The 12,845-nt window shown below is 36.6% G+C and carries 13 protein-coding genes; 4 read left to right on the top strand and 9 right to left on the bottom strand.

Annotated elements, in window-relative coordinates; translation table 11 throughout:
- Nucleotides 1-49 precede the first annotated feature (49 nt).
- Complete coding sequence (locus ACLIJJ_RS16395; RefSeq protein WP_233315653.1) at nt 50-817, bottom strand: TSUP family transporter; 768 nt, start codon at nt 815-817, stop codon at nt 50-52.
- 112 nt (nt 818-929) lie between these two features.
- Between ACLIJJ_RS16395 and ACLIJJ_RS16390 the strand changes: the two genes are divergently transcribed.
- The 3 genes from ACLIJJ_RS16390 (at nt 930) to ACLIJJ_RS16380 (ending at nt 3,733) form a co-directional block, all read left to right on the top strand.
- On the top strand, nt 930-1,709 hold the full coding sequence (locus ACLIJJ_RS16390; RefSeq protein ID WP_411411304.1) for a TrmB family transcriptional regulator: 780 nt from the start codon (nt 930-932) through the stop codon (nt 1,707-1,709).
- Between the two features lie 90 nt (nt 1,710-1,799).
- Nucleotides 1,800-2,660, top strand: a complete 861-nt coding sequence (locus ACLIJJ_RS16385; RefSeq protein ID WP_233315402.1) for an HAD family hydrolase — start codon at nt 1,800-1,802, stop codon at nt 2,658-2,660.
- Nucleotides 2,661-2,857: 197 nt separating this feature from the next.
- Nucleotides 2,858-3,733 carry a DMT family transporter gene (locus ACLIJJ_RS16380; protein ID WP_411411303.1) on the top strand — a complete coding sequence of 292 codons (876 nt, stop codon included), beginning with the start codon at nt 2,858-2,860 and terminating at the stop codon, nt 3,731-3,733.
- Nucleotides 3,734-3,977: 244 nt separating this feature from the next.
- Here the strand turns inward: ACLIJJ_RS16380 and ACLIJJ_RS16375 are convergent, their stop codons facing one another.
- The 4 genes from ACLIJJ_RS16375 to ACLIJJ_RS16360 form a co-directional block, all read right to left on the bottom strand.
- The gene (locus tag ACLIJJ_RS16375; protein ID WP_411411302.1) at nt 3,978-5,843 is read right to left on the bottom strand and encodes a beta-glucoside-specific PTS transporter subunit IIABC; all 1,866 of its coding nucleotides are present in this window, start codon (nt 5,841-5,843) and stop codon (nt 3,978-3,980) included.
- 71 nt (nt 5,844-5,914) lie between these two features.
- The gene (eutH, locus tag ACLIJJ_RS16370; RefSeq protein WP_411411301.1) at nt 5,915-7,006 is read right to left on the bottom strand and encodes an ethanolamine utilization protein EutH; all 1,092 of its coding nucleotides are present in this window, start codon (nt 7,004-7,006) and stop codon (nt 5,915-5,917) included.
- Nucleotides 7,007-7,014: 8 nt separating this feature from the next.
- Nucleotides 7,015-8,049 carry a Gfo/Idh/MocA family protein gene (locus ACLIJJ_RS16365; protein ID WP_411411300.1) on the bottom strand — a complete coding sequence of 345 codons (1,035 nt, stop codon included), beginning with the start codon at nt 8,047-8,049 and terminating at the stop codon, nt 7,015-7,017.
- A gap of 28 nt (nt 8,050-8,077) precedes the next feature.
- Nucleotides 8,078-9,358 (bottom strand): glycoside hydrolase family 140 protein, encoded by a 1,281-nt coding sequence (locus tag ACLIJJ_RS16360; protein WP_411411299.1) that lies wholly within the window; start codon nt 9,356-9,358, stop codon nt 8,078-8,080.
- Between the two features lie 231 nt (nt 9,359-9,589).
- Between ACLIJJ_RS16360 and ACLIJJ_RS16355 the strand changes: the two genes are divergently transcribed.
- On the top strand, nt 9,590-10,642 hold the full coding sequence (locus ACLIJJ_RS16355; RefSeq protein ID WP_411411298.1) for a LacI family DNA-binding transcriptional regulator: 1,053 nt from the start codon (nt 9,590-9,592) through the stop codon (nt 10,640-10,642).
- Nucleotides 10,643-10,725: 83 nt separating this feature from the next.
- On the opposite strand, the gene ACLIJJ_RS16350 is transcribed toward ACLIJJ_RS16355, so the two are convergent.
- The 4 genes from ACLIJJ_RS16350 to ACLIJJ_RS16335 all read right to left on the bottom strand — a co-directional run bounded on the left by ACLIJJ_RS16350 (nt 10,726) and on the right by ACLIJJ_RS16335 (nt 12,764).
- Nucleotides 10,726-11,442 carry a DUF4386 domain-containing protein gene (locus ACLIJJ_RS16350; protein WP_411411297.1) on the bottom strand — a complete coding sequence of 239 codons (717 nt, stop codon included), beginning with the start codon at nt 11,440-11,442 and terminating at the stop codon, nt 10,726-10,728.
- Between the two features lie 47 nt (nt 11,443-11,489).
- The gene (locus ACLIJJ_RS16345) at nt 11,490-11,708 is read right to left on the bottom strand and encodes a helix-turn-helix transcriptional regulator (RefSeq protein ID WP_233315409.1); all 219 of its coding nucleotides are present in this window, start codon (nt 11,706-11,708) and stop codon (nt 11,490-11,492) included.
- 2 nt (nt 11,709-11,710) lie between these two features.
- A complete protein-coding gene (locus ACLIJJ_RS16340; protein WP_233315410.1) occupies nt 11,711-12,157 on the bottom strand; it encodes a hypothetical protein in 447 nt (148 codons plus the stop codon).
- Nucleotides 12,158-12,365: 208 nt separating this feature from the next.
- A complete protein-coding gene (locus ACLIJJ_RS16335; protein WP_233315411.1) occupies nt 12,366-12,764 on the bottom strand; it encodes a cytidine deaminase in 399 nt (132 codons plus the stop codon).
- Between the last annotated feature and the right edge of the window lie 81 nt (nt 12,765-12,845).

Genomic DNA, 12,845 nt, shown 5'->3' with positions numbered 1-12,845 from the left:
AATTCACAAAAAAAGCCGCCAAACGGCAGCTAATATTGTCTACAAAATGTTATTTAATATAATCATAGATATTTTTCACCAACAATAAACAGGTTACTGTAATAAACAGCGCGCGAACAAAACTGCTGCCTTTTTTTATGGCATATTTTGAGCCGCAGACAGCTCCTGCAAGCTGTGCTAACCCCATAATTATTCCATATGTATAATTCACTTGTCCTAAAAACATAAACATTAGCAAGCCAGCAATATTACTGCCAAAATTCAGAAACTTTGCATTACCTGCTGCCTTTAGAAAATCAAAACCTATCAACAGAAAAGCAAAGATCAGAAAAGAACCTGTACCAGGGCCTAAAAACCCATCGTAGAATCCAATTGCAAAAATAGCTGCTAGAAAAATAGTATAATGGCGAAATGATAATTTTTTCGGGGTAGAAACGCTGCCCCAATCCTTTTTGAAAATTGTATAAACTGCTACTGCTGCAAGCATTATCAGCATTAAGGGTTTAAGCATTTGCGGATCCATTAAGTGTACACACCAAGCTCCTAACATCGAACCAATAAAGGTGAGCGGAAATAATTTATACACTGATTTTAAATCAAGCTTGCCGGAGCGATAAAACATCAATGTACTCGTTAAGGAGCCCATTGTTGACGCTAGTTTATTAGTAGCTACTGCTGCTGCTGGATTCATTCCTGTAAATAAAAGGGCTGGTAATGCAATCAAGCCTCCTCCGCCGACAACTGAATCAATGAATGCAGCCAAAAAACCAAACACAATCAAAATTATTAATACCGTTGGGTCTAAATCAAACAATATCGACAGCTCCTCTATTAGTCACTATTCAAATAGTAACTAAATATTTGATAAATGTAAACAGTTATTGTATCGTTTAAACTATAGAAAATGTATAATTGGAGGACGTGGAAAAGTGAGCGATATTGTACAGCAGCTCAAAAAACTTGGTTTTAATGAATATGAAGCTAAAGCTTATGTATCTTTAGTAAAATCAGGCCCTGTAACTGCCTATCAAGTTAGCAAAGAATCAGGTATTCCAAGGGCAAGAATTTATGATGTTTTAACTACGCTCGTGGAAAAAGGGATTGTCTTAAAGGAAGAAATTAATGAGGCTGCTCGCTATTCACCGCTTCCTGTTGAGATTTTTCTGCAAAAAGCTAAGTCAGAATGGCAATCAACTTATGAAGTAATTAATGATTCATTAAAAGAACTTGAAACGTCTGCGAAGGAAGTCGACAATCGGGTTATTACTTTAAAGGATTATCAAACAATCATTAGCTATTGTCAGACATTAATTAATAAAGCAGAAAATCGTATCGTTATTTCCATGTGGGATGATATGTATTCAGCATTGGAGGGTTATCTTGCTGCTGCTGCTAAAAGAGTGGCAGTAAAAGGGATAACCATACATGTTAACAAACCGCTTAAAAACATAGAAACACATCGTGTTACGTCCTTTACGGAGACATCCTCCACTGAGCATTGGTTTATTTTATCGATTGATTCTAAAGAGATGATTTATGGTCCTTCTTTTGAGGAGCGCAGCATTGCTTTTTATACAGATGACCCTGTCCATATTTATTTGTTAGAGGATTATGTATGGCATGATGTTCTTGTCAATCGGCTTGTACGGCGCAGTTCCGATGACTTGGAAAAATGGATTACAACGGAACGCCAAGCCTTTTTTAAGTAAAATTAAGAATATAAACTTCTTACGAGAATAACGTTATATGAAAATATTCGGTCCACTTACAGCTAAGAAACTTTTATAGGGGGAATTAAAGTGTCATTTAAACCTAAAGCCATCTTTTTAGACATGGATGGTACCATTTTAACTTCTGTAAATAAAGTAAATATGAAAACAAAAGAAATAATTGATGATCTACGAAGCCAAGGCATTTTTGTTTTTATTGCTACTGGAAGAGCTTTCGATGAGATAGCAGATTTAGTTCCAGAGGGCTTTCAAGTAGATGGCTTTATTACATCAAATGGAATGGCAGGATATATTGGAGACAAGCCAATCTTTCAACATTCCTTGTCTATAGATTTAGTAAAAACAGTGATTGAAAAAGCACGTCAAAATAAAATATATTATGAGCTTTTTCCATACGGGGCGTCGCGCATTACTTTAAATGAAGACAAAGATTATGTAGTAAATGAAATCAGAGATCCAAAACCAGACGATGTGGAAATTAATGAGTGGCTATCACGCAAACAAGCAATTAAAGAAGAAATCGCTTGGAAGGATAAGATTGAAGGAGATATGTTTTCGAAGTTTTATTTCTTTGCCAGAACAAAGGAGCATATTAATGAATGGAAGGAAGTCCTTCATGAATTAAAACAAGAAATGGATTTTACTACTTCCACCTCTTCCAGTCATAATGTTGAATTAATGTTCGCAAATGTTAACAAAGCAACAGGAATTAAACAAATGTTAGCTCATTTCGAATTACCGGAAGAAAATATATTGGCTATCGGTGACAGTTATAATGATTTGCCTATGTTTGAGTTTGTCAGCTTTGCAGTAGCAATGAAAAATGCAGCTGAGCCAATTAAGCAAATTGTTGATGATGTAACAGAATTCACTTGCGATGAAGATGGCGTTCATCATTATTTAACTAGATTCTCTACTGTGAAAATCTAGTAAATTAAGAAGTTCTTATTCATATAGATTGGTTCGCTCTAATTAAACAAAATTTACCGAGGTGATAAATATGTTTTGCAAGCCATTGTTTGAAAATGATGTACCAGCAGCATCCTCCTGCTTCTAATGGATGTGATGGCTGCATCTCTCCGTTAGGGCATTTATTGACCTGAATAATAATCGGAGGGAATATATAAATGAAAAACACCTTATTAGGTTCATTATATTTAATATTAGCATCCAGTATTTGGGGCGGTATGTATGTTGTTGTGAAAGTGGTCGTAGCGGTTATACCTCCCCTAGAATTAGTATGGATGCGCTATATGGTCGCCATTCTTGCACTTCTTTTAATCGGATTACTTACAAAACAGAAGTGGAGAATTGAAAAACGTTATATCCTGTTAATTATAGCAATTGGCATAATCGGCAATACCATTTCCATTGTTGCTCAAGAAACGGGTACTATGCTGTCGACTGCCCAAATGGGTGCGATTATTACATCCTCGACACCAGCGTTTATGGTTGTATTCGCACGCCTTATTCTTAAAGAACGCTTGACTATAAAAAAGGCAATTTCTGTTTGTTTAGCTACAGTTGGAGTGGTATTAATTGTTGGAATCGGAAATATGAGTGTGTCAAACACACTTGGCGGTGTATCACTTGTAATTGCCGCCTTAACATGGGCATTAATGTCCGTACTCGTAAAACGTGTGCCAAGTGATTACTCACAAATAGTTGTCACAACATACGCCACATTGGTGGCGCTAGTATTGCTGACGCCGTTTGTTTTACCGCGTCTGTCTGCAATCAACTTTTCTGAACTTACTCACCCTACTATTTGGGGAGGTCTCTTATATTTAGGAGTTATCTCAACAGCAGGCGGATTTCTGCTATGGAATCGCGGCTTACAAATGCTGAATGCTTCAAGCGGCGGTATCTACTTCTTTTTCCAACCAGTTGTCGGAACATTACTAGGCTGGCTTCTGCTTGGTGAGAGGATTGGCATTATGTTTTGGATTGGCTCCTTCCTAATTCTTATAGGTGTCTTATTCGTAATTAGAGAGGATAAATAGTCGGTTGAACCCCTTCATAGGAAGGGGTTTTTTATTATCTAAGAGGATTCTTTTCGGTATTGCAGACAAAAAAATCAGGCCATCCAGAGATATCTCGACAGCCTGATTCAAATATGTTTACTCCAAGGAACAAGATGTTTGCAACAAAAAGGATAATCTCACTAGTTAGGTCATCAAATTACCTAGTGCTGCTTAGGAAAAAGTACAGCTTTTTTTTACAGAGTTACTTCCTAAAATCTATACCTCACTTATTTACAGATATAATCTGCTCACCTGTTATAACCGACTGACTATCAACAACTAAAATTTCACGATAGTCAGTAGAATTTGTAACAATAATAGGTGTAATTGTATTCAAACCAGCTTCCTTAATTTTTTCTATTTCGAATTCTAAAAGAACATCACCCTTGCTGAAATAATCCCCTTCTTTTAGGTTTAAAGTAAAGTATTTTCCTTCTAAGCTGACAGTATCAATACCTACATGGATTAACAGCTCTGCTCCTGTATCTGATTGCAAACCAATCGCATGCTTGGATGCCATCACCGTAACTATTTTCCCATCAAAAGGTGCCTTGACGATACCAGCTGCTGGTATTATTGCAGCCCCTTTTCCCATTAACCCGCCAGCAAATACTTCGTCAGGGACAGATGAAAGCGGTACTAATTCACCATTCAATGGACTAAAAATAATAGTGTTTTTTTCTTGTTTTTCTTTCGGCTCTGCCGCTGGCTGTTCCTTAGTGTTAACTTTACTGTTTTCTTTATATCCGAATAAATAAGTCAGAATAAATGCTAATACGAATGCAAGGACGATGGAGATTAAAAATCCGAAAAAGCCTTGATTAATGCCGTCAGGACTAATAAACAATGGAATTCCAAAAATACCGCCTAAAGCAAATCCATATACAGTGGATCCCATTGATCCAGCAATAGCCCCTGAGATAGCTGCACTGATAGAGCCTAAAATAAATGGAGTTTTCGTTGGCAATGTTACACCATAAATAACTGGTTCTGTTACACCCATAATACCTGCTATTGTTGCAGATGTTGCTGTTGGTTTCAATTTCTTGTCCTTTGTTTTTAGTGCAACAGCAAACGCTGCACCGGTTTGTGCAAATGTTGTACAGAATAACATTCCGTTAATTGGATCAAAGCCATTTGCAGTAATGTTGTTTAGTAAAATCGGAATAAATGCCCAATGCAATCCAAAAATAATTAGAATTTGCCATACTCCTGCTAAAATAAATCCGGCAACTAACGGACTTAAATCATAAACACTCATTGCCCCTTTTGCTAAAAAGTCACTAATAGTTGTAGAAATTGGGCCTACTACTAGAAAAACTAGGGGCGATGCAACAACAATTGCCACTAATGGCACAATAAACATGCTGATTGAGTTATGAACTACCTTCTTAAGAAGATGTTCTATTTTTGCTAAAATAAACGCTCCAATAATAATTGGCAATACAGAAGATGTATAGTTAATTAATGTAATAGGAATCTGCAAAAAGCTGAGTTCCGTGCCATCATTAACAGCTGTAGTAAATGTAGGGTATACTAAAACGGCCCCCAGTACTGCTGCTAAATAAGGATTACTATTAAACTTCTTACCTGCTGAAAAACCTAAAATAATAGGAAGGAAATAAAATAGTGCATCTGATGTCGCATATAGAACTTTATATGTTCCCATTTGGTCTGTCAGCCAGCCAAGTGATGTAAATAAAGATAATAGCCCTTTTAATATACCTACTGCAGCCATAACACCAACAACTGGCATAAAAATACCAGATATCATATCAACAAACCGGTTAAACAAATTGCCCTTCTCTTCTTTTTCATCACTTTGAGCAGAAGCTGCTGCTTCGCCGCCCATAAGTGCGGTCACTTCTTTATAGACATGGGGAACTTCATTTCCAATAACTACTTGGAATTGTCCTCCGCTTTCCACTACTGTAATAACTCCATCTATTTGTTTAATTTCCTCTTTATCTGGCAGATTAGTATCCTTTAACTTAAAACGCAGCCGTGTCACACAATGTATGACACTGTTTACATTATCTTTTCCCCCAACTGACTTTAAAACTTCTTCTGCCGTTTTTTTATGGTTCATTCGTAATCACTCCCCTATATTAATACACTGAATACGCTTTCTTATTTCTTAGAAGGAAAGAGCATTTTGCTCTAGTTCCCTCTTTTTTCCGTAAGATTTCTTGTAGTTACACAAGCAATGATAACAGCGATTATTCCCCCTGCTAATTTTGCAACTATCATTGGCACGATCATTTTCTGATTGATGCTGGCGATAAATCCTAAATGCCCTCCCAGAACAAAAGAAGCACTTACCGCAAAAGCAATCGATATGATTTTTCCCTTTGGCTCCATATCTTTGACGATCATAAACATCGGAATATTATGTGCTAAGGAGGCGATCATTCCACCTGTTGTATTAGTATCAACAGACAATACTCTTCCTAACTTGACCAACGGCCGCTTTAGCAGAGCTGTTAAAATGTGGACGAGCGGAAAAGCCCCCGCAAGAATAATCGCTATCTTACCGACAATTAAAATCGACTCTGACAAAGGAACTAAATTAGGCAATATCGTAAAGCCAGTAATTGTTTGTATTCCGATAAATGCCAGACCTATTATAGAAATAACACTTATCATTTTTCCAAATAAACGAAAAAGGACGACTGTCTGTTTCGGAAAGAGCTGTAACCCAATAATGATTAATATAGATAATCCGATAGGAATAATAAGATTATAAACAATAATTGCCCAATCAAATCCTCCTACAACTCCACCTACGATGCATCCAAAGGGAATTGCTGCAATTCCAATCAGAATGCCCTTTGAAAAATATTCATAATCGTCTTTTCTGACAATTTCAAGCGCAACTGGAATAGTAAACACTAATGTTGAGCCAAAGGTTGTGCCAAGAAAGACAGAGGAAAAAAGGCCTACTTGTTCATTTAAAGCCATTTCTTGCGCTAATGAATATCCTCCCATGTCAACAGCAAGGATTGTATTGGCAAAAGATGCAGGATCTGCACCGATAAAGCTGTAAATCGGTGTGATAATCGGGATCAGGGCATCAGCCAGCAGCGGGGCTAATGAGACAATTCCAATCATGACTAATGCCAAAGATCCCATTGTTTGTATACCTTCATAAAATTTCGCTCCAATGCCGAAACGATTGCCAAAGCTGTAGTCTAAAGCTCCTACAAAAAACAGCAGAGCAATAATAATCATCAATAATGTATTTATGATCATAGCAGATGTTAAAAATGAATCACTTGCTTATTCTGGCTGCTTTCATATGTGCCAAATACAAGCTGTAACGTTTTTAAATTATCTTCCCCGCTTGTTTGGAAATCTGTTCCTTCATTTAAGCATTCAATGAAGTGAGCATGCAGCTTTTTATGACTTTCAATATAATTGAGCTCAGTTGATTCTATATATGTCTTCTCCGCACCTTTATTATCGATAATAGATATTCTGCCATTGTTATACAGCTTAATGGTAGCTTTATCTCCTTCAATAATTAATTGCTCTTTATGATCAGGCAATACTTGTTCTGGCACTTCGGCTTCTAAATCTCTTCTAGTCGCCCAGCTCATATCCATATAGCCGAAGAAGTCATCATAGCCTAACATAATTAAACCGGTATCCTCCCCTTCTATAAACGGACTAATTTGTTTCGTTTCTGCATAGAGGCGTTTTGGTTCCCCAAACAAAAATCTCCACGTATCAAACCAATGTACACCCATCTCAAAAAATAACAGCTTTGGCATATCGCGAAAGAATGGCTGAGGAAGGTTTTTTTCAGGTGAAAACCTTGGTGAATACCAATCTGTATGGATGTAGCGCACTGTTTGAACTATTCCTGCAATGTTTTCAGCCAACATGCTTTTCATAATTTGGAAAGGCTCTAGCCAGCGCCAGTTTTCCGTAACCATTAAACGCACTCCTGCCTCATTTGCTATTTTCACCATTTCTTCTGCTTCTTCTAATGTATTAGCGAACGGCTTTTGGCACATGATATGCTTTCCAGCCTTTGCTGCCAGCTTCACAAGTTCTAAGTGCGTCTCAGGAGGCGTCACAATATCAATTACATCTATATCTGCATTTTCCATCATATTAATGATATCCAGATACAGGTTTTCACTCGGAATATGAAACAATTCGCCTTTTTCCTTTAACAGTTCCGCATTTTTATCGCAAAATCCGTTAATTTGAACCGTTTCAATGGACTGCCATGCTCTTACATGCTTTTCAGACCAATAACCAGCCCCTATAATTCCAACTTTCCACATCTTAAGACACCTCTAGCTTTCTATAATTCTAGTTGTTTCGTGTTCCTATTATCAGGACATCGTTTGTAAAATCGTGTAAAGGGATTATTGTGTTCGCCTCTTCTGTTGCTACTACTTCTGTTTGACTAAATCTTCTATTGACTAAGTCGATAGTAGTGAATGCATAATCACTACTGTCAAGCTCAAGCTTCAATTTCGTATTAACAGGCATATAGATTACAATCGTATCTTCATTCCCAGCAGCTCTAATTTCTTTTGATTTGTCTTTAATAATATCCAACGGTTTTAAACCATGCAGACAATACAATTCCATTAAGTATTTCAAGAAGGAATAATCCCATGCTCCTTCAAACTTTAAGGCATCCCGCCAATCATATGGTGTGTCAAACCCTTCCCCTTCAACGATTCCGAAGCTTTGTCCTTTTTTATGCCAGCTCCAAATACCATGTGCTCCATAAGTTATTCCCGAAGCTCCGCCTGCAAGCACGCTTTGCCAAGCAGCTTTTCTGACATCAAATCTTGTAAATCTTCCATATATATTACGGCTGTAGCTGATTTCTTCATAACATGGCTCCCCGTTAACAACAGGTCTTCCTTCTGAACTCTCGTACAAATATTCAGCAATTTCATAGGCAGTGGGCTGAAATTGAGAATTATGTCCTGATTGGTACATATAAAAATCCAAATCACGTCCTTCTGTAAAGACATCCGGTATCTCTCTGAGCCTTCCTTGAATATGAAGAGTTGTTACACTTTCAGGACTGATTCTTTTCACTGTTTCCAAAGCTTTTTCATAGTAAGCAATAGATCGCTCTGTTGGGAAATTCGAATCACCGCTAACTAAATAAATCGGTGAGAATTTAGCATATCTTTGCACTACATACTCGACGTATGGCTCAACATTTTCAAGCGGCATTTTGTTATCAGCTTGAAACATGTCTGCCCAAGTGTCTGGTACATAATTGCACCATAATAGTACAAGTGCTGGGGTAAACCCATGTTTGACTGCCATTTCCAGCATAACTTCAGCTCGGTCAAAATACTCTATGTCCATTGAGCCGTAATCATATGTGCCATCTTCCATTTGTTTAAATGGATGCAGATTCAGATTTGATCCACTTGCATCCCACTGTCTTAACATATTGATTTGGAGTACATTAAACCCTTGCTTTTTACGGTAGCTGAGGTAGTCCTCCCATTCTTCCAATGTTGCATTTGTAAAAGCACTCCATACGGTGTCAGCTAAATAAAAAAATGGTTTATTATTTTTTATAAAAATCTTTTCCTGTTTATTGATTTTTATGGTCATATTTTTCTTAACCTCCTAAATTAAAAATAATAATTTTAGTTAAGTTTATATAAACTTTATTGAATGTATCCGCTTCACAATTAGATATTAACACCACCATCCTTTAACGTCAATGTATTTTTCAGTATTCTTCACATAAATTTACTAAACTATACTAAACTAAATCCACTAAACTAAACAGAGTAAAAGTGATATAATTAAGTTACGATGAGAAATATAGGAGGAATACGATTGAAAATAGATGATATTGCAAGATTAGCCGGTGTTTCTAAAACAGCTGTTTCCTTGGCTTTTAATAATAAACCCGGCATCAGTCAGCAAACAAAAGATCATATCTTGAAGACAGCTTCGCAATATGGTTATAAACCTAGATCCGTAAAAAAAAGAAATGATACGCCACTAAAGAAAAATCATATTATCCGCTTTGTTGCTTGTAAAAACACAGAAGTAATTACGGAACAATACGATTCCCAGCCCTTCTTTAGTGAACTGCTGAATTATTTAACCGATATCGTAAGGGAAAATGGATTTACATTAGCTATCTCTTCTATTGATATCCATCAATTGGCGGATGACTTGTCCCAATTGGAAACAGAGCAAGAATCAGCAGGGATTCTTTTACTGGGAACAGACTTAACATTAGAGAAGATTGAAGAAGCCAGATCTGTGCATCCTAACATCGTTGTATTGGATACTCTTTTTGAAGCATCAAATACGAGTTTTGTTTCCATTAATAACTTTCTCGGCGGATACCAAGCTGGAGAATTTCTGTATAATCTAGGACACCGAGAAATTGGCTTTATTAAATCAAATATGCGTATATATAACTTTTCACGAAGAGAGGCTGGTTTTCTGCAAGCATTGGACAAGCATGGCCTTAGTCTGAGGGAAGCTAATGTGTTCGAAGTGCCGCCTATGCAAGTCTTGGCACAAGAGAGCTTAAAAAAAGCTATTTCAAACTTGAAGAGCCTTCCTTCTGCCTTCTTTTGTGAAAATGATTATATGGCCATTAGTACTATTAAAACACTGCATGAGCTTGGCATCAAAGTACCAGAACAAGTATCAATCATGGGCTTTGATAACATATACGAAGCAAACATTATAAGCCCTGAACTCACAACGATTCAGGTAAGAAAAGATATTCTGGCTAAATCAGCTGTGGAAAAACTAGTCACATACCTTGCCAATGCTAATATTGGCGCTACTCAAAGCCTTGTCAATACGGAGATTATCCAAAGAAATTCTTGTATACCTTATAAGCTTCAGCAGAAAAGGTCCCTTTAAATCTCAACTTAATAAATGCAAAAAGAATCCGCTTAGCTTTCTAAAAACTAGGCGGATTCTCTTTAACTATTCTTCAGTTCATGTTAACTAGCATTCTGTTTTCTGTTTTGAGGCAGATTGTTTAGTGATGTTTCATTAAACCCCTTTAAAATGAGCCAAACTGCCAACGTCATTTCATTTACTGCTACTGGCAAAGCTAATATCCCTCCCCAAACAGATACTTGTTCAATCACATCAAACATTACTAATAGAGAACAGCTAAATACAAGGACAGCACCAATCATACCTATCATAGGGATAAACCTTGGAACAAGTTTAGATTTATAAAATATATAACTGTACATCATAGTATTGATACCCAGCATAAAGTTAGGACCAAGTAAAAACGTCCAATCGTGAATCGCTTTTAAAACCGTTCCAGAAGCATGATAAGTTTCTGAATTTGGAGAGTTTGCTGCTATAAATTCTTGGCTTAATGTCAGCAATGCCAAGACACTAATAATGCCAATTGCAATAATAACTGCTTCAAAAAACCGGAAACTAACATGCCAAAGTGCAATCGTTTCATCATATTTCTTTAGATAAGGAAACATCGTGACAGCAGTGCCAATTGCAGAAACAACCAGAATCAATTCCATAACTGCACCGACCAGGATTTGGTTTGAATGCTCAGCTCCTGCAGTAAGATAGTCAGAATTAGATAAAATTGGGTCATACATTAATAATCCTACAACTGCACTAACGGCTGCTAGTATAAAAAATACTCCTACAATTCTAGCCTGCTTTTTGTTTGAATTCATAAAAATCCCCTTTTCTTAATAAATTCAAAAACGGTTAAACGGTCACCTTAAACATTTTTTTCATAAAAAAATATTTCTTCTAACGGCAATTGAAACACATGGGAAATACGAAAGGCTAGTTCTAATGATGGGGAGTAGTTGCCCTTTTCGAGTGCCACGATTGTTTGTCTTGTTACGCCTACCTTGTCAGCCAATTGCTGCTGGGTCATTTCGTTATGGCTGAATCGCAATCTTCTGATATGATTGCCGACAAGATGTTTACCCATGATTAAACTCCTTTTCTGTAGTGATAAAGTTTTGTGACAGATCCAGTCATATCAGCAATAAAACCAGCTGCGATGAGGATGATAAACATTACTTGCAATGGTTGCAGAAGTACTAATGCTGTCATGGAAAAAAGAAAGCCTAAGATAAATATAAAAAAGGAATTGCGGTTTGCTTTAAGAGCAATAATCTTATCTAGTTCATCTTCAAAGGATGGTTCCTTTTCATTGGTCGTTATTCTAAATACAATATTAAAAATAATGCTAATAAAGATATGGGCCATGATAGAAATTAGTGTCAAGAGAAGAACAAAGGTACCCCAAAAACGTAAGGTTTCATTTACTATCAAATCTCCTCTAGGGTACTGGGGGGACATGTAAAATGAAAAAGCGGCAAAAATAACAATCGAACTGATAATCGATACAATACTTTTCTTTTCTTGATAAGTCATCCTCAACATCCTTTGTATATTTAATTTGACAATTAGTAAAGTTTCTTATACATAATGTATAGTAAACTTTACATCAAATCAAGGAGTTTAGAATAAATTGAGCAAATAATCTTAGTTTTCTGACTTTTTTCTAATTCTCTTGCCCTATTTGTTTGAAAACAATAAAAAAGCAAGCTTTGAAGATTATTCAAAACTCGCCCTTGTTTTATTACATATCTAAATCTGTAAAAGCGTAAGGCAATAAATCCTTTAAACTCAATTCTAATATTTCTTTCTTCTCATTTGTTAAATATACAGGCATATCTGGCAAACAGAATTCCGCCAATACTTGTCTGCAAATACTGCAGGGCGGAAGATAATCTTCCGTATTACCGGAAACAGCAATAGCACTAAAGTCTCCTTTTTTATATCCATTAGCAATTGCCGTGAAAATAGCTGTTCGTTCGGCACAATTTGTTGCACCTAATGATACATTTTCAACATTAACTCCATTAATTACGGTGCCATCTTTAAGCAATAATGCTGCACCAACTGGAAACTTAGAGTAAGGTGCGTATGCGCTTTCCTTAATCTTGCGTGCACTTTCCACCAATTGTTCTTTATTCATACTAGCCATCCCTTTCAAAGAAGAATGAACTTTTCAAAGTTCCCTTTATGCCAAACATTTAATTGGCAGGACTTTCATATT

It is taken from the genome of Niallia laureatilytica (assembly GCF_046613985.1).
Taxonomy (GTDB): domain Bacteria; phylum Bacillota; class Bacilli; order Bacillales; family Cytobacillaceae; genus Niallia.
The sequence above is the reverse complement of the archived record's forward strand: the minus strand, read 5'-3'. Positions and strand labels throughout refer to the sequence as shown.

Coding starts and splice junctions, on each gene's coding strand:
- ACLIJJ_RS16350 (WP_411411297.1), bottom strand. CDS start 11,442: ATGAATTCAAACAAAAAGCAGGCTAGAATTGTAGGAGTATTTTTTATA.
- ACLIJJ_RS16340 (WP_233315410.1), bottom strand. CDS start 12,157: ATGACTTATCAAGAAAAGAAAAGTATTGTATCGATTATCAGTTCGATT.
- ACLIJJ_RS16375 (WP_411411302.1), bottom strand. CDS start 5,843: ATGAACCATAAAAAAACGGCAGAAGAAGTTTTAAAGTCAGTTGGGGGA.
- eutH (WP_411411301.1), bottom strand. CDS start 7,006: ATGATCATAAATACATTATTGATGATTATTATTGCTCTGCTGTTTTTT.
- ACLIJJ_RS16365 (WP_411411300.1), bottom strand. CDS start 8,049: ATGTGGAAAGTTGGAATTATAGGGGCTGGTTATTGGTCTGAAAAGCAT.
- ACLIJJ_RS16360 (WP_411411299.1), bottom strand. CDS start 9,358: ATGACCATAAAAATCAATAAACAGGAAAAGATTTTTATAAAAAATAAT.
- ACLIJJ_RS16335 (WP_233315411.1), bottom strand. CDS start 12,764: ATGAATAAAGAACAATTGGTGGAAAGTGCACGCAAGATTAAGGAAAGC.
- ACLIJJ_RS16380 (WP_411411303.1), top strand. CDS start 2,858: ATGAAAAACACCTTATTAGGTTCATTATATTTAATATTAGCATCCAGT.
- ACLIJJ_RS16345 (WP_233315409.1), bottom strand. CDS start 11,708: ATGGGTAAACATCTTGTCGGCAATCATATCAGAAGATTGCGATTCAGC.